The organism is Hahella sp. HN01, from assembly GCF_018986435.1.
In the GTDB taxonomy this organism is placed as follows: domain Bacteria; phylum Pseudomonadota; class Gammaproteobacteria; order Pseudomonadales; family Oleiphilaceae; genus Hahella.
On record NZ_JAHMIN010000010.1, the window covers coordinates 34,386 to 50,757 of the forward strand.

At 48.7% G+C, this 16,372-nt stretch carries 14 protein-coding genes and 1 tRNA gene; 14 read left to right on the forward strand and 1 reads right to left on the reverse strand.

Annotated elements, in window-relative coordinates:
* Positions 1 to 98 precede the first annotated feature (98 nt).
* From ftsH to pnp, 13 genes are all read left to right on the forward strand, one after another.
* Positions 99 to 2,021 (forward strand): ATP-dependent zinc metalloprotease FtsH, encoded by a 1,923-nt coding sequence (gene ftsH / locus KP814_RS11510; RefSeq protein WP_253938327.1) that lies wholly within the window; start codon positions 99 to 101, stop codon positions 2,019 to 2,021.
* A 92-nt stretch (positions 2,022 to 2,113) separates the two neighbouring features.
* Positions 2,114 to 2,941 carry a dihydropteroate synthase gene (gene folP / locus KP814_RS11515; protein WP_216736909.1) on the forward strand — a complete coding sequence of 276 codons (828 nt, stop codon included), beginning with the start codon at positions 2,114 to 2,116 and terminating at the stop codon, positions 2,939 to 2,941.
* Positions 2,942 to 2,947: 6 nt separating this feature from the next.
* Positions 2,948 to 4,285 carry a phosphoglucosamine mutase gene (glmM, locus tag KP814_RS11520; protein ID WP_216736910.1) on the forward strand — a complete coding sequence of 446 codons (1,338 nt, stop codon included), beginning with the start codon at positions 2,948 to 2,950 and terminating at the stop codon, positions 4,283 to 4,285.
* 101 nt (positions 4,286 to 4,386) lie between these two features.
* Entirely contained in the window at positions 4,387 to 5,133 is a 747-nt protein-coding gene (tpiA, locus tag KP814_RS11525) for a triose-phosphate isomerase (protein WP_216736911.1), read from the forward strand.
* 10 nt (positions 5,134 to 5,143) lie between these two features.
* Complete coding sequence (secG, locus tag KP814_RS11530; RefSeq protein WP_216736912.1) at positions 5,144 to 5,542, forward strand: preprotein translocase subunit SecG; 399 nt, start codon at positions 5,144 to 5,146, stop codon at positions 5,540 to 5,542.
* 7 nt (positions 5,543 to 5,549) lie between these two features.
* A tRNA-Leu gene (locus KP814_RS11535) sits at positions 5,550 to 5,635 on the forward strand.
* A gap of 213 nt (positions 5,636 to 5,848) precedes the next feature.
* Complete coding sequence (gene rimP, locus KP814_RS11540) at positions 5,849 to 6,301, forward strand: ribosome maturation factor RimP (protein ID WP_256446001.1); 453 nt, start codon at positions 5,849 to 5,851, stop codon at positions 6,299 to 6,301.
* Between the two features lie 18 nt (positions 6,302 to 6,319).
* Complete coding sequence (gene nusA / locus KP814_RS11545; protein WP_216736913.1) at positions 6,320 to 7,813, forward strand: transcription termination factor NusA; 1,494 nt, start codon at positions 6,320 to 6,322, stop codon at positions 7,811 to 7,813.
* A 24-nt stretch (positions 7,814 to 7,837) separates the two neighbouring features.
* The gene (gene infB / locus KP814_RS11550; protein ID WP_216736914.1) at positions 7,838 to 10,420 is read left to right on the forward strand and encodes a translation initiation factor IF-2; all 2,583 of its coding nucleotides are present in this window, start codon (positions 7,838 to 7,840) and stop codon (positions 10,418 to 10,420) included.
* Between the two features lie 53 nt (positions 10,421 to 10,473).
* Complete coding sequence (gene rbfA, locus KP814_RS11555; protein WP_216736915.1) at positions 10,474 to 10,878, forward strand: 30S ribosome-binding factor RbfA; 405 nt, start codon at positions 10,474 to 10,476, stop codon at positions 10,876 to 10,878.
* A gap of 14 nt (positions 10,879 to 10,892) precedes the next feature.
* Complete coding sequence (truB, locus tag KP814_RS11560; RefSeq protein ID WP_216736916.1) at positions 10,893 to 11,828, forward strand: tRNA pseudouridine(55) synthase TruB; 936 nt, start codon at positions 10,893 to 10,895, stop codon at positions 11,826 to 11,828.
* Between the two features lie 61 nt (positions 11,829 to 11,889).
* Complete coding sequence (gene rpsO, locus KP814_RS11565; RefSeq protein WP_127973264.1) at positions 11,890 to 12,159, forward strand: 30S ribosomal protein S15; 270 nt, start codon at positions 11,890 to 11,892, stop codon at positions 12,157 to 12,159.
* Positions 12,160 to 12,481: 322 nt separating this feature from the next.
* The gene (gene pnp, locus KP814_RS11570; RefSeq protein ID WP_216736917.1) at positions 12,482 to 14,593 is read left to right on the forward strand and encodes a polyribonucleotide nucleotidyltransferase; all 2,112 of its coding nucleotides are present in this window, start codon (positions 12,482 to 12,484) and stop codon (positions 14,591 to 14,593) included.
* A 101-nt stretch (positions 14,594 to 14,694) separates the two neighbouring features.
* On the opposite strand, the gene KP814_RS11575 is transcribed toward pnp, so the two are convergent.
* A complete protein-coding gene (locus KP814_RS11575) occupies positions 14,695 to 15,675 on the reverse strand; it encodes an alpha/beta hydrolase (RefSeq protein WP_253938319.1) in 981 nt (326 codons plus the stop codon).
* 140 nt (positions 15,676 to 15,815) lie between these two features.
* On the opposite strand from KP814_RS11575, the gene KP814_RS11580 reads away from it, so the two are divergent.
* Positions 15,816 to 16,298 (forward strand): DUF3015 domain-containing protein, encoded by a 483-nt coding sequence (locus tag KP814_RS11580; RefSeq protein WP_216736918.1) that lies wholly within the window; start codon positions 15,816 to 15,818, stop codon positions 16,296 to 16,298.
* Positions 16,299 to 16,372: the final 74 nt, after the last annotated feature.

Here is a 16,372-nt window from a genome sequence, read left to right on the forward strand (position 1 = left end):
AGTATGGTTTGGTGTTATCTAAACCCTGCGAATGCATAGAACCGAGCGACAAATCACTATTCGAGTCTGTAAGAAAAGAGGGATGGCCCTTGAACGATATGGCTAAAAATTTATTACTTTGGTTGATTATCGCAGCAGTGCTGCTGACGGTATTTAACAATTTCAATGTCCCCTCGTCCGCCCAAAAGCTCAATTACTCTGAATTTCTACAGATGGTCAACAGTGGCCAGGTGAAAAAAGTAGTCATAGACGGCGTGGCGATTGACGGGGAAAGACAAGATGGGTCTAGGTTCGCAACCATTCGCCCTGAAATTCCCGACTTGGGTTTAATTGGCGACCTTATGAAAAATGAGGTGGTCGTCGAGGGGCGCGAGCCAGAAACTCAAAGTATCTGGACTCAACTATTAGTCGCCTCGTTCCCGATATTGGTCATTATTGCGGTCTTTATGTTCTTCATGCGGCAGATGCAGGGGGGGGCTGGCGGTAAGGGCCCGATGTCATTTGGCAAGAGTAAAGCCCGGCTTATGGGCGAGGATCAGATCAAGACGACCTTTGCTGATGTGGCTGGTGTTGATGAAGCTAAAGAAGAAGTAAAGGAAATCGTAGACTTCTTGCGTGACCCTAGCAAATTCCAGCGCCTTGGCGGAAGAATTCCCCGTGGCGTACTGATGGTAGGTAACCCCGGAACTGGTAAAACTCTACTGGCGAAGGCCATTGCTGGTGAAGCGAAAGTTCCTTTCTTCTCAATTTCTGGCTCCGATTTCGTTGAGATGTTTGTCGGGGTTGGCGCCTCGCGTGTCAGAGATATGTTCGATCAGGCGAAGAAGCAGGCGCCTTGCATCATTTTTATCGATGAGATTGATGCTGTCGGTCGTCACCGTGGAGCAGGTCTGGGTGGTGGACATGACGAGCGCGAACAGACTTTGAACCAGTTATTGGTTGAAATGGACGGTTTTGAAGGTAATGAAGGCGTAATTGTAATCGCTGCGACCAACCGTCCTGATGTTCTCGACCCTGCGTTATTGCGTCCTGGTCGCTTTGACCGTCAGGTGGTTGTGGGGCTTCCAGATATTGTTGGGCGTGAACAGATTTTGAAAGTGCACCTCCGTAAAGTGCCGCTTGAGGATGATGTGAATGCTTCCGTTATTGCACGTGGAACGCCCGGGTTTTCCGGCGCGGACCTTGCGAACTTGGTAAATGAGGCTGCGTTATTCTCTGCTCGCGCTAACAAGCGCACTGTAGGCATGCATGAAATGGAGTTGGCGAAAGACAAAATCATGATGGGCGCAGAGCGCAAGTCTATGGTTATGTCAGAGAAAGAGAAGCGTAACACAGCTTATCATGAAGCGGGCCATGCTATTGTCGGTAGGTTGGTGCCTGAGCACGATCCTGTTTACAAAGTCAGTATCATTCCTCGTGGTCGCGCTTTGGGTGTGACGATGTTCTTGCCAGAAGAGGATCGTTACAGTCATAGCCGACAGTATCTCATCAGTAATATATGTAGCTTGTTTGGTGGTCGTATCGCTGAAGAGCTGACATTGGGAGTTGAGGGGGTTACGACCGGCGCTTCCAATGACATCAAGCGCGCCACTGGCCTTGCTCGCAATATGGTTACGAAGTGGGGGCTGTCGGATAAGTTGGGGCCTCTACTATATGATGATGACAACGAAGAGGTGTTTTTAGGGCGTTCGGCTGGTCATGCCCAGAAGGTATACTCTCCTGAAACAGCTCAGCGTATTGATGATGAAGTAAGAACTATTATTGATGACTGCTATGAGCATGCGCGCAAATTACTCGTTGAAAACATGAGTAAGCTGCACATGATGGCAGATGCTTTGATGAAGTACGAAACGATAGATTCAGAGCAAATCGACGCTATCATGGCTGATCAGGAGCCGCCTCCTCCGAAGGGGTGGGGGGATTCTAATCCGCCTGGCGGGGCTCAGCCTGTCAAAGATGCCGAGGCGAATGCGAATCCACCGAAAGGAGGTGAGATTGGCGGAGCAGCCGGATCTCATTAATTCAATAAGCATTTCAGTCTAGCTAAATGACCCGGTTTTACCGGGTCTTTTTATTTTGTATAACCCTCTCCAGATTTCGAATGAGATAACGAATGAAGCTGACACTTCCAAATTCTATATTGGACTTGAGCGCCCCTGTGGTAATGGGTGTATTGAATGTCACTCCTGATTCTTTTTCTGACGGGGGACGGTTTTTGTCCCCAGATGACGCTTTAAGGCAGGTTGAAAAGATGGTTTCTGAAGGTGCCGTCTTTATAGATGTTGGTGGCGAGTCCACCAGGCCGGGTGCGGCTCCGGTGACGGTCAGTCAAGAGCTGGATAGAGTTTGTCCTTTGGTTGAAGCTGTTCGCGCGCGTTTTGATGTGCATATTTCCGTGGACACCAGCACCCCTGAAGTAATGAGTGAATCCGTGGTGCTCGGGGCGGATTTAATTAATGACGTGCGTGCATTGACTCGGGATGGCGCTTTGGAGGCGGCAGCATCTTCAAAGGCGGCAGTTTGTCTGATGCATATGAAAGGCGAGCCCGGGGCTATGCAAGATAATCCAATCTATACTGATATTGTTAAAGAAGTCTCGTCATACTTGGGCGCGAGACGCTCGGCCGCTCTCGAAGCTGGAATCGATATAGATAGAATAATGTTGGATCCGGGGTTTGGTTTTGGCAAAACCTTGGAGCACAACCTTGCCTTAATGAAACATTTGCAAGCGTTTGTGGGCATGGGGTCCCCGGTGCTGGTGGGAGTGTCACGCAAAAGCATGCTGGGAATGATAACCGGTAAAGCAGTGGAGGAGCGTTTAATTGCAAGCGTTTCCGCTGCGGCAGTCGCCATATATAACGGCGCTCGAATCATTAGAGCGCATGACGTCGGAGCCACTGTCGATGCAATTAAAGTGGCTGCAGCGATTAGAGGAGTCTAAACAGATATGAGTAAAGAGTATTTTGGTACTGATGGGATACGTGGAAGAGTAGGTGAAGGCCCTATTACCCCGGAATTTATGTTGAAGCTAGGGTGGGCGGCTGGACGTGTTTTTCGTCAGGAAGGGCGTCGTAACCGGGTCCTCATCGGTAAGGATACTCGTATATCTGGATACATTTTTGAGTCCGCGCTGGAGTCTGGGCTGGCTGCAGCTGGTGTGGATGTGGCGATGCTAGGGCCGATGCCAACCCCTGCTATTGCGTATCTTACTCGCACATTTCGCGCTTGTGCAGGTATTGTCATTAGTGCTTCACATAACCCGTTCAATGACAACGGCGTTAAATTTTTCTCGGCTGAGGGAACCAAGCTTCCTGACTCAACAGAGGAGCAGATTGAGCATTTCATTCGGCAGCCCATGGAGATCGTGCCGTCAAGCCAGTTAGGTAAGGCGGCTCGGTTTGAAGATGCAAAAGGCCGATATATAGAGTTCTGTAAAAGTACAGTTCCGTTTCATATGTCTTTTGCTGGGATGCGAGTTGTTCTGGACTGCGCGCAAGGCGCCACCTATCAGGTCGCGCCCAGCGTGTTTAAGGAGCTTGGCGCCAAAGTAGAAACTATTGGTGTGACGCCTGATGGTTTGAACATTAATCATGAAATAGGTTCTACGCATCCTGATCAGCTGGCGGCCAAAGTTGTTGAAACCGGCGCAGATCTGGGGATTGCCTTCGACGGTGATGGGGATCGTGTTGTCATGGTTGATCACAAAGGCGAGATTGTTGATGGTGATGAGATTCTGTATATCATTGCGCGCGACAAGATGCGTAAGGGGCGTTTAAAGGGAGGGGTTGTTGGAACGCTGATGACGAACTTCGGCGCAGAACTTGCGTTTGGTGAGTTGGGGATTCCCTTTGAGCGCGCTAATGTTGGCGATAGATATGTCATGGAGGCGTTGTTGCGCAACGATTGGTGTCTGGGTGGCGAAGGTTCTGGGCATATTGTTTGTTTGGATCGGACTACAACGGGAGATGGTATTATTTCCTCTCTGCAGGTTTTGGCTGCGCTTTCTGACTTGGGAATTACGCTCCACGAAGCTAAAAAAGGCATGAGTAAGCTGCCCCAGCATATGATAAATGTGAGGGTGAGTCAGAAAGTGGATATAAAAGGGCATGTGACAATCCAGTCTGCAATTGCTAGCGCAGAAAAACAATTTGCAGGCAAGGGAAGGGTGCTATTGAGGCCATCAGGGACAGAGCCAGTTATTAGAGTAATGGCTGAAGGTGAAGATGAGGCGAAGGTCCGGTCTATAGTTGCTGAGTTGGCCAAAATAGTTGAAGGATCTGTGTGAACACCTTCAGCGCATTGAGTAGTTAGATAATAACGGCGCGCTACTTGTAACTTATAGGGAGTTTGGTTAGTATGTGCGCCTCGCGCGAACTGGAGGGTTGAATGCGAAAAAAACTGATTGCCGGAAACTGGAAATCTAATGGAAGTCTCGAGCGTAATGCAGATCTATTAGACAATATAGTTGGCGCTAAGGCGCTAGGCTCAGTGGACGTGGTGGTTTGTCCTCCTTTTCCGTATCTTCCAAGTGTTGGAGATGCAGTTTCTGGCTCTGAGGTTGAGTTAGGGGCTCAGAATTGCTCCGCCACCGAGGATGGTGCTTATACTGGTGAAGTCAGTGCAAGAATGTGCGTCGATGTAAAGTGCTCTTGGGTAATTTTGGGGCATTCTGAGCGCAGGGTGTTATTCGCTGAAAGTGATGATGTCATCGCCTGTAAAGTTAAGCGAGCCATTGATTCAGGATTGAAGCCGATACTGTGTATTGGCGAAACGTTGGAAGAGCGTGAGTCGGGACGGGCTGAAGAAGTTGCGCTTAAACAACTTGATGCCGTGTTCTTGTCAGTGCAGCCCGATGAGTCGTGGGTGGTAGCTTATGAGCCGGTATGGGCTATAGGCACAGGTAAAACTGCATCGCCAAATGATGCACAGAGTATGCATAAAGCGTTGCGGGATAATATCCGCAAGCATTTTCCGCAGATTGCGGATAAAATTAGAATTTTGTATGGCGGCAGCGTTAAGTCGTCAAATGCGAAAGAACTGTTCTCAATGCCGGATGTAGATGGGGCGCTAGTTGGTGGGGCCTCGTTAGTCTCGGAAGAATTCGTCTCTATTATCGAGGCTGCGGTAGAGTAAGGTAGATTAAATGGAACTGTTTGAAACCCTGATTGTTATAGTTCATGTGATCGTTGCAGCTGGTGTTATTGGCTTGGTGTTGATTCAGCAGGGTAAAGGCGCTGACATGGGCGCTTCCTTTGGCGGTGGCGCATCTCAAACAGTTTTTGGTTCTGGTGGTAGTGGTTCTTTTTTGACGAAAATGACAACTACATTAGCCATCGTTTTCTTTCTGAGTAGTTTTGCATTAGCTTATGTTGCTAAGCAGAAAGCTGGTCAGGTCACTGCAATCGGAGTTCCTGTTGTTGAAACGGTTTCTGGCTCTTCCTCAGAGTCTGGTGAGCCTTCTACTGAAGCAGGAACTGCAAATGCTGGTGAGTCTCAGAGCGCTTCGGAAGCTCCTTCCGATAGCAAGCCTGAGTTAGAATAAGGTTTATGCCGAAGTGGTGAAATTGGTAGACACGCTATCTTGAGGGGGTAGTAGCCTATGGCTGTGCCGGTTCAAGTCCGGCCTTCGGCACCATATTAAAGACAGGCGAGCCCGTTGCTCGCCTTCTTTGCAGCAACTATAATTTTGCTGCCGTATTTTCTGGGATACGCGTTGTAAAACCCCTTTTCAGGGGTTTTTTATTAACTGCACTATGGTGTGGTCGGAGGATGGGCTTAGTGCCCATTTTTTGTTTGGCGACTTAGCGTAGGTCACACGCTGGGTGTGCTCCCTATCGGAGATAATCTATTGGCTCGTAAAGACGATCTATACCAACTTCTCAAGCCCGTGGTAGAAGGAATGGGCTGCGACTTTTGGGGAATGGATTTCATTGCCCAAGGGAAGAGGAGTTTGTTGCGAATCTATATCGACAAAGAGTCCGGGGTGCTGGTTGATGACTGTGAAAAAGTGAGTCGTCAAATTAGCGCTATCTTGGATGTTGAAGATCCGATAAAGGGGGAGTATACCCTGGAAGTTTCTTCACCAGGGTGGGATCGGCCGCTCTTTAACATTGAGCAATATAAGGCATATATAGGCTCTGTTGTTGAGGTCAGGCTGCAAGCGCCTTTTAATGGGCGGCGTAAGTTCAAGGGCCTTTTGGCGGCTGTTGAAAATGATGAAGTAGTGCTCCAAGTGGACGCGGAAGAATTTATATTTCCTGTGGAAACGATAGATAAAGCGAATGTTGTGCCGCAGTATTGATGGGATTACGGGGTAAAGATGAACAAAGAAATCTTGTTGGTTGTGGAAGCGGTCTCCAACGAAAAAGGGGTAGATAAAGATGTCATTTTCGAAGCTATTGAATTGGCTTTGGCTACCGCTACTAAAAAGCGCTATGAAGACGAAGAGGCCGATATTCGAGTGGATATCGATAGAAAGACTGGTGAATATCAGGCGTTTCGTCGTTGGTTGGTGGTGGATAATGATGCTGTTCCTGCTTTAGGAACTGAACTTACTTTGGAAGAGATACATGAAAGTGGTCTTGACCTGAAGCCAGGCGACATCCATGAAGAGGAAGTTGAGGCGGTCGCCTTTGGACGAATTGGCGCGCAAGCAGCCAAACAGATCATTGTTCAAAAGGTGCGTGAGGCTGAGCGGACTAAAATAGTCGACAGCTATCGAGAAAAAGTCGGCGATTTGGTAAGTGGCGTCGTCAAGAAAGTGACCCGAGATAACATAATTGTTGACTTGGGCGCTAACGCCGAAGCGCTGTTGCCAAAGGACCAGTTGATCAGCAGAGAGACCTATCGTGTAGGTGATCGTGTTCGTGCATTGCTATTGGATATCCGAATGGATAACCGAGGGCCTCAATTGATTTTGAGCCGTGCTTGCTCTCAAATGTTGATTGAGCTTTTCAGAATTGAAGTGCCTGAAATCGCAGAAGAAGTTATTGAGATCAAAGCCGCTGCACGTGATCCCGGTTCACGGGCGAAGATTGCAGTTAAGACAAATGATGGACGTATAGACCCAGTTGGCGCCTGTGTAGGTATGCGAGGCTCGCGAGTACAAGCGGTTTCCAGTGAACTTGGTAACGAGCGTATCGACATTGTTCTGTGGGATGATAACCCCGCTCAGTTGGTTATTAACGCTATGGCCCCAGCGGAAGTGGCTTCCATTATCATTGATGAAGATAGTCACACTATGCAGGTGGCTGTTTCAGAAGATAATTTGGCGATGGCGATTGGACGTAGCGGGCAGAATGTCAAATTAGCCTCAGAAATGACTGGATGGGAAATCAATGTTCTAACTGAGGAGCAAGCTGGGCAGCAGCAGGAAGAAGAGTTTAGACGCTATGTCGACTGCTTTATCGACCAGCTGGGCGTAGAGGAAGATTTGGCTGAGGTATTGGCTTCCGAAGGCTTTACGTCGCTGGAAGAGGTCGCCTACGTCCCGATGGAAGAGATGCTCGCTATCGAAGATTTCGACGAAGATCTGGTGACTGAGCTTCGTAAACGAGCGAAAAATGTTCTGATCAATCAAGCACTAGCAAGCGAAGAGCAACTGGAAAAAGCGGAGCCTGCGGAAGACCTGTTAAACATGGAGGGGATGGACCGGCACTTGGCGTTTGTGCTCGCAAGCAAAGGTATTGTCACGATGGAAGACTTGGCCGAACAATCTGTTGATGACCTCCTCGATATAGATGAAGTTGATGAAGAACGAGCTGCGCAGCTAATCATGACGGCGCGTAAACCATGGTTTGAGGAACAACAGTAATTCGGGGGCAAACAGGAGACAAGCATGGCAGAAGTTACTATTAAGCAGCTTGCCGAAGACGTCGGGGCTCCCGTTGAGCGTCTGTTAAAGCAGATGGTTGACGCGGGTCTGGAAAAGCGCGGTGAAGGCGATATTGTTACGGACTCAGAGAAACAGAAACTATTGGCGTTTTTAAAGCAAAGCCATGGCGAATCATTTTCTGAGCCAAAGAAAATCACCTTGAAGCGTAAGACCACCACTACGCTGAAAGCCTCAGGAACAGGGGCTAATCGCTCTATTAACGTTGAAGTGCGTAAGAAGCGGACCTACATCAAACGTAGTGACGCCGTCAACGATATAGAGGCGCAGAAACAACAGGATATACAGAGAGCTTCTGAAGAGGCCGCTAGAGAGCGAGAAACAGAGGATGAAGCAGCGCTTCAGAATGAGTCTGTTATAGAGGCTACTACTGAAGTCGTTGAAAGCGCACAGCAGGAAGTGGTGAGCACTGATACTCAAGAAGTCGAGATAGCGTCAGAAGCAATAGCCGATGAGGCAGTTGGCGTCGCAACTGCTGGAAGTGGGCTGGAGAAAGCTGGCGGGACGGCTGACCAGGAAGAGGATGACGCTGAAAAGTCAGAAGCAAGAAAAACATCTAAGCATAGACGTAATAAAGAAGACTCCGAGGTGCGTCGAGAGCCTGCCGACGCCGAAGACCTTAAACGTCGCGAGAAGCATAAGCCTAAGCCTGCGCCTCAACTCAAGTCTTCAAAAGTCATCGCAGTTGAAGAGGATGACTCAAGTGAAGATGCCCCTAGGCGGGCTCGTCAACGTAAAAAGAAGAGCAAGGTGGTTCAGGACCGTTCTGTCCAACCAATTGTTCGGGAGGTTGTGATTTCGGATACTATTACAGTCGCAGAACTAGCCCAGAAAATGTCCGTGAAAGGCGTAGAAGTTGTTAAACGCCTGATGGGTATGGGGATCATGGCGACTTTAAATCAGGCAATCGATCAAGATGTCGCTCAGCTGGTAGCTGAAGAAATGGGTCATAAAGTCAAGCTGCTTCAAGAAGATGCGGTAGAGACGGAAGTACTTGAGTCCATTTCTTTTGAAGGCGAATCAAAATCGCGCGCTCCAGTTGTCAGTGTCATGGGGCATGTTGACCATGGTAAGACCTCGTTGCTCGACTACATTCGTCGCGCGAAGGTGGCGGCTCAGGAGTCTGGTGGGATTACTCAGCATATCGGCGCATATCATGTAGAAACACCTCGAGGAATGATCTCGTTCCTGGATACGCCCGGGCATGCCGCGTTCACCGCTATGCGTGCTCGCGGGGCGCAATGTACTGATATTGTTATACTTGTTGTTGCTGCGGACGATGGTGTCATGCCGCAAACGCAAGAAGCGGTTCAGCACGCAAAAGCTGCCGGCGTGCCACTGGTAGTAGCCGTCAACAAAATGGACAAAGAGCAAGCAGATCCAGATCGTGTTAAGAACGAGCTGTCTGCTCTTGATGTTATCCCTGAAGAGTGGGGGGGCGATGTTCAGTTTGTTCCTGTTTCCGCTCACACTGGCGATGGTATTGACGACCTTTTGGAAGCGGTACTGCTACAGTCGGAAATGTTGGAGCTGACGGCGGTGCCTGATGCACCTGGTAAAGGTGTCGTCATTGAGTCCAGTCTGGATCGTGGTCGCGGCTCTGTTGCTACCGTGCTTGTGCAAAACGGAACTCTGCGCCATGGCGATATTGTTTTGGCTGGTGAGTACTATGGTCGAGTAAGGGCCATGGTGAACGAAAACGGTCAGAATGTTCAGGATGCTGGTCCTTCAATCCCAGTGGAAATTCTAGGCTTGAACGGCACTCCCGATGCTGGCGATGAGTTTATTGTTGTGCCTGACGAGAAGAAAGCGCGTGAAGTTGCCGAATTCCGTCACAATAAAGAGCGCCAGACCCGCCTTCAGCGTCAACAGGCTGCGAGCCTGGAAAACCTGTTTGAAAACATGGGTAAAGGCGGCGTAAAAGAGCTAAACATTGTATTAAAGACAGATGTGCGTGGCTCTTTGGAGGCGTTGATTGGCGCTCTGACCGAAATTGGTAATGAAGAAGTTCAGGTCAAGATCGTAGCGAGCGGTGTTGGCGGCATTACTGAAACGGATGCTAACTTGGCGCTTTCTACTCAGGCGATCATAGTGGGCTTCAATGTGCGTGCAGACGCAAGCGCTCGTAAAATCGTTGAAAAAGAGGGCATAGAGCTCCGTTACTATAGCGTCATCTACAACATTATTGATGATGTTAAGAAGGCTCTAACTGGTATGTTGGCGCCGGAGTTCCGGGAAGATATCGTCGGCACCGCAGAAGTGCGCGATACGTTCAAGAGCCCGAAATTTGGACAAGTTGCTGGCTGTATGGTTCTGGAAGGCGCTGTATATCGCAACAAGCCTATTCGAGTATTGCGCGACAACGTGGTTATTTTTGAAGGCGAGCTTGAATCTCTGCGCCGCTTCAAGGATGACGTAGCAGAAGTGCGTGCAGGTACCGAATGTGGTATCGGTGTTCGCAACTATGAAGTTAAAGTCGGCGATATCATCGAAGTATTCGACAAGATAAGAGTTGAGCGTTCTCTGTAACGCTCATTCATTTCTTGTGTAGTCGCTGCATGCAATTAAGAGTAAAGACATAGATGGCTCGAGAGTTCAGTCGATTAGACAGAGTTGCGGAACAAATTCAAAAAGAGCTTGCGCAGCTGATTCAAAGGGAATTGAAGGATCCCCGTTTGGGAATGGTTACTGTAAACAGCGTTAAAGTGAGCAAAGATCTCTCTTACGCTGATGTATATGTAACTGTTCTGAATTTGAAGGATGTGGAAGATGGCGATGCTTCTAAAGCTTCTCTGAAAGTTCTAGAGGGCGCTGCAGGGTTTTTGCGTTCCGAGTTAGGACGTGCAATCAAGCTTAGAGTCATGCCTCAACTACGTTTCCATTACGACGCTTCCGTTAGTAATGCCCAACGATTAGGGGCGCTGATTCAGAAAGCGCGCGCCAAAGATGGCGGCGCTACTGACACTAAAGACGATAGTCTCAACTGAGGGTATCGTTGGCAGTGGCAAGGCGTAAGAAAGGCGTGCCTTTAGATGGCGTATTGGTTGTCGATAAACCGCAAGATTGGACTTCCAATGCGGTTTTGCAGAAGGTTAAATATGCGCTGAATGCGCAGAAGGCGGGCCATACGGGCGCCTTGGATCCTCTTGCGACTGGGGTGCTTCCATTGTGCTTCGGTGAGGCGACCAAGTTTAGCCAGCTACTGCTGGATTCAGATAAAGAGTATGTGACCTGCGCTTACCTTGGGCGCACTACCACTACGTCTGACGCTGAGGGCGATATCATTACCGAGTCGCCTGTTCCTGATCTGTCTATTTCCGAACTGGAAAACATCCTCAAGCAATTTCGAGGGAATCTAAAACAGATTCCCTCCATGTATTCTGCGCTTAAACACAAAGGAACTCCGCTTTATAAGCTTGCCAGGCAAGGTATTGAGGTTGAGCGGGAAGCGAGAGACATCGTGATCCATGAGCTTGAGCTCCTGGAATATACTCAACCATATTTACGCTTGCGGGTTCTCTGCAGTAAAGGGACCTATATTCGAAACCTTGTGGAAGATATTGGTGAAGTTATAGGATGTGGTGCGCATGTGGCGGAATTGCGTCGTACTCGTTGCGGGCCATTTGCGCTGGAGGATTGCGTCAGCTTTGCGCCATTTGAGGATGAAAGCGGGCGTCAGCTTGCGGCAGAGAGATATCAGCAACGTTTGTTGCCTGTTGATTCATCGGTCCGGCAATTCCCTGAAATATTACTTGATGAAGCTAATACGGGCTCGATTATCCAGGGGCAAACGGTTAAAATATCGCCTCTCTCAAGCGAGGGTAGGGTGCGTTTATATTCTAACGGACGTAGGTTTATCGGCTTGGGAGAAGTGATGAGTGACGGAACGGTAAAACCCGTTCGGTTACTGAATGTGAGCGCATTAAGCGCTGAATAAATGGGGCGGCTGTTAATATGCGCGGTCGTTTCCGCATTAATCGCATATTTGGAGAAAAATCATGGCATTATCTGCTACCGAAAAGTCGGCTATTGTTAAGGAATACCAAGTAAAGGAAGGTGATACTGGTTCTCCTGAAGTTCAAGTGGCTCTGTTGACTGCAAATATCAACAAACTGCAAGAACACTTTCAGGCGAATAAGCATGACCACCATTCACGTCGTGGTTTGATCCGTATGGTTAACCAGCGTCGTAAGTTGCTTGATTACCTGAAAGGCAAAAATACCCAACGCTATGTTGACCTGATCCAGAAACTGGGTCTGCGTCGCTAAGAAGACAAAGGTATTGCTTTAGTATCCGGGGTATCAAATATTTGATACCCCGTTACTTTTTGAGGAACCTCCGATTTATTCGATACTTGATGATTTTCTGAAGGCATTGAGCCGGATGAATTGAAGCAAGAGGGTCGGGCGCTGACAGAAATTTTCTGTACACACCTGCTCCTTAAGTGTTGGAGAAGTCTGCGATCTTGTTGAGAGATCGAATAAATCAAAGGTTCCTTTGTTGGGTATCTAAGGCTCGAATCGGTAAGTAGCAGCTGATTCCGGATTAAAACTTAAGCTTAAAAATTAAAAACACTCGTAAGGAGTCAAAGTGAACCCAGTTCGTAAAACATTTCAATACGGCAACTCAACAGTCACTCTGGAAACTGGCCGAATAGCTCGCCAGGCAACTGGAGCCGTGTTGGTGACAATGGACGATACTGTTGTTTTGGTCACCGCTGTTGCAGAGAAAGAAGCCGTTCCAGGTCGTGATTTCTTCCCTCTTTCTGTTCACTATCAAGAAAAAACCTATGCTGCTGGTCGTATTCCTGGCGGTTATTTCAAGCGTGAAGGACGCCCATCAGAGAAAGAAACTCTGACCTCCCGTCTGATCGACCGTCCTATTCGTCCGCTGTTTCCAAATGGTTTCATGAATGAAGTGCAAATCATCTGTACCGTTATGTCTGCGAACAAGGATGTCGATCCAGATATCGCATCCATTATTGGCGCTGCGGCGGCATTGGAAATATCCGGCGTTCCCTTCCAGGGCCCATTAGCGGCTGCGCGCGTTGGTTACTCTGAAGAAGATGGCTACCTGTTGAACCCTGGTTTTAAAGCAATTGAAAACTCCAGCTTGGATATGGTTGTCGCAGGAACCGAAGATGCGGTTCTGATGGTTGAATCTGAAGCGAAAGAGTTGACTGAAGACCAGATGCTTGGCGCGGTATTGTTCGCTCACCAGGAAATGCAAGTGGCTGTGCAGGCGATCAAAGAGTTCGCCCAGGAAGCTGGTAAGCCTAAGTGGGATTGGCAGGCTCCAGAGGTTAATGCTGAACTTTTAGATGCGCTGAAGGCCAAATTTGCTGGCTCTATCAGCGAAGCATATGGCATCCGTGTTAAAGCGGATCGTTACGCCAAGTTGGGCGAGCTCCGTCAGCAGGCTGAAGAAGCGTTGGCAGGTGAAGAAGAAGGCAAATTCGAAGCTGAATTGGTCAAAAAGTATTTCAGCAAGCTTGAAAAGACCTGTGTCCGTCAGAACATTTTGAAGGGCGAACCACGTATTGACGGCCGCGACACAAAAACTGTTCGTGACCTGAAAATTGAAGTTGGCGTACTGCCGAATACCCACGGTTCTGCACTGTTTACTCGCGGTGAGACTCAGGCTCTGGTGACGGCGACTCTGGGCACCATGCGTGATGTATTGATGGTGGACGCGCTGGAAGGTGAGAAGAAAGACTCGTTCATGTTCCACTATAACTTCCCTCCATACTCTGTAGGCGAAGCATCCCGAGTTGGCGGCGTAGGTCGTCGCGAGATTGGTCACGGTCGCTTGGCGCGTCGTGGCGTACAGGCGTTGATGCCGAATCTTGAGGAATTCCCCTACGCAGTTCGCTGTGTTTCTGAGATCACGGAGTCAAACGGTTCTAGCTCAATGGCCAGCGTATGCGGCAGCAGCTTGGCTCTGATGGATGCCGGTATTCCTGTGAAAGCGCCAGTTGCAGGTATTGCAATGGGCTTGGTTAAAGAAGGCGAGAGCTTTGCTGTATTGACCGATATCCTGGGTGATGAAGATCACTTGGGTGACATGGACTTTAAAGTGGCGGGAACCGAGAAGGGCGTCACTGCGCTGCAGATGGATATCAAGATCAACGGCATTACCGACGAAATCATGGAAATTGCATTAGAGCAAGCTCTGCATGCGCGACTCCATATCCTCGGTGAAATGAATAAAGTGATTTCCGCTCCACGTGACTCCGTTGCGGATAACGCGCCGAAGATGGAAACCATCAAGATTGATCCAGATAAAATCCGCGACGTTATTGGTAAGGGCGGCGCTACTATTCGCTCTATTTGTGAAGACACAGGCGCTTCTATCGATATCGACGACAGCGGCACTGTGCGTATCTACGCGGAGAGCAAACTGGCGGCGGATGAAGCAATTTATCGCATCACAGAGATTACTGCTGAAGCGGAAGTCGGTAAGCTGTACCGCGGTAAGGTTGAGCGCATTGTTGAGTTCGGCGCATTTGTGAACATCTTGCCTGGTAAAGACGGTCTGGTGCATATTTCTCAGATCGCGCAAGAGCGCGTTGAGAATGTCACTGATTATCTGAAAGAAGGCCAGGAAGTCGTTGTTAAGGTGCTGGATATTGACGCTCGCGGCCGTATCAAACTTTCTATTAAGGAAGTGACTGAAGACGAAAAAGCTTCAATGGCTGGTTAATTCCACTCTTCCTAAGAAAAAGCCGCATAATGCGGCTTTTTTTATGCCCGTGACCCGTCCTGAATAGAGTTGGCTCCTATTTCAAGACTAGGCAGCCAAATTTAGAGTGGCGATTTCTCGGGATTGGCGAGAAAGTTCAGTAGTGCTTGGCGATATTCTGGAATGCTAAAGGTAGCTGTGTGAGGTGTATCGGTGCTTAAGAAGTATTTGGGGGCGCCTGCGTGCTGAAATACTCTCTCTCCATGGTGATAGGGAATGACTTGATCTGAGGTGCTGTGAATTATCAACAAAGGAATGGGTGAGATATTTCTAACGTAATCAACAGGGTCGTAATTCGCTGGAAGCATATAGGAAAAGGGATATTGAAAAGCCCAGGTCAGCCAACCAGCCGCAAGCTTCTCACGTGCTATATCTCTCAGTTCGCTAAAAGGAGCGTCGGCGATGACAGCGGTGGGTTTTACTTCATTGAAAGGAATCCGTCCTACAAAATCAATAGTGAGCACTGCGCCGATACTTTGTCCAAGCACAAAAAAAGGCGTGTTTGCATCCGAATAATGTGCTTTCAACCATTCGTAACCGGTTCCTACATCACTAAGAGCGCCAGCCATATCTGGCTTGCCTGAAGATAAACCAAACCCCCGGTAGTCCAGACAAAACACGTCATAGCCCTGCTGAGGAAGCCATATCACGTTACCGCAGTGAGTACTTATATTCTCAGCATTTCCATGCAGGAAATAGACAACGCCACGTAATGGCATAGAAGCATGAAGCAACCATCCATGCAGACGCTCGCCATCTGGCGTATCGAGAAATATGTTCTCGTAACGAACTTGTGCTTGATCGGGTGTGCGATAGATATGCTTGTCGGGGTAAAAGAGCAGCCCACTGCAAGCACTCAGAAAAAGTAGCGCCCCTAATAAACCAAGTTTGAAAACAGTTTTCGTATAAGTATTAAATTTATCTGATCTGACGTTCACAATTTGATCTGCCTGTATACCTGAACTAGGCTTACCTCGGGCCATGTGATGGCGCCAAGTCTGTACGCCCTGGTGAGAAATGACCAAGCGTTTCTGTTTCAGCATAGCTGTTTGATGCCTATTTCAGAAAGAGTTTGTCGCAACTCGTTTAAACGAGTTGGTTGGCGTTTGTTGCCGGGATGGGCGCTGATATTTGCACAAATGGTACGCGACGAGAATAAGCTAACGTTGAAAGAGGAATCGTTATGAGAAAAATGATGCTCGCTGTTGGGTTTTTGTCGATGACTTCAGGCGCATTTGCCGAAGCTCCAGGGGGGCCGGACTGTGGATGGGGTAATATGCTGTTCGCAGGGGAAAGCGGATTGCCTATCCATCTTTTGGCCACCATTACTAATGGCACTTCGGGTAATAACACATTCGGCATGACTTCAGGAACCAACGGATGTTCGGCGAATGGCGTGCTGACCTATGGTGGATCGTCCCTGGTTAACCTCACGCCAATTATGGATGAGTTTTCTGAGGATGTGGCGCGCGGCCATGGAGACGCCTTGACCACAGTTGCTGTCGCTCTAGAAGTGAAGCAGGAAGACCGTGCGCGTTTTAACCAGGTTATGCATGATAATTTTAATCAGCTATTCCCCAGTGAAAACGTAACGGCGGAGCAAGTGATGAAGTCCGTCATAGATGTGATGAAGACAGACACGAGGCTTTCCAAGTACGCCGCTTGAAGTCAGAATATGAAGCGACGCCCGGTGGCCCGGGCGTTGATTCTTTCTCTAACCTGATCTCAATTAAGAGCGCA

What these genes read in the sequence shown, in the direction of transcription:
- ftsH (WP_253938327.1), top strand. Translation starts at nt 99, where the DNA reads ATGGCTAAAAATTTATTACTTTGGTTGATTATCGCAGCAGTGCTGCTG.
- folP (WP_216736909.1), top strand. Translation starts at nt 2,114, where the DNA reads ATGAAGCTGACACTTCCAAATTCTATATTGGACTTGAGCGCCCCTGTG.
- glmM (WP_216736910.1), top strand. Translation starts at nt 2,948, where the DNA reads ATGAGTAAAGAGTATTTTGGTACTGATGGGATACGTGGAAGAGTAGGT.
- tpiA (WP_216736911.1), top strand. Translation starts at nt 4,387, where the DNA reads ATGCGAAAAAAACTGATTGCCGGAAACTGGAAATCTAATGGAAGTCTC.
- secG (WP_216736912.1), top strand. Translation starts at nt 5,144, where the DNA reads ATGGAACTGTTTGAAACCCTGATTGTTATAGTTCATGTGATCGTTGCA.
- nusA (WP_216736913.1), top strand. Translation starts at nt 6,320, where the DNA reads ATGAACAAAGAAATCTTGTTGGTTGTGGAAGCGGTCTCCAACGAAAAA.
- infB (WP_216736914.1), top strand. Translation starts at nt 7,838, where the DNA reads ATGGCAGAAGTTACTATTAAGCAGCTTGCCGAAGACGTCGGGGCTCCC.
- rbfA (WP_216736915.1), top strand. Translation starts at nt 10,474, where the DNA reads ATGGCTCGAGAGTTCAGTCGATTAGACAGAGTTGCGGAACAAATTCAA.
- rpsO (WP_127973264.1), top strand. Translation starts at nt 11,890, where the DNA reads ATGGCATTATCTGCTACCGAAAAGTCGGCTATTGTTAAGGAATACCAA.
- KP814_RS11575 (WP_253938319.1), bottom strand. Translation starts at nt 15,675, where the DNA reads ATGCTGAAACAGAAACGCTTGGTCATTTCTCACCAGGGCGTACAGACT.
- KP814_RS11580 (WP_216736918.1), top strand. Translation starts at nt 15,816, where the DNA reads ATGAGAAAAATGATGCTCGCTGTTGGGTTTTTGTCGATGACTTCAGGC.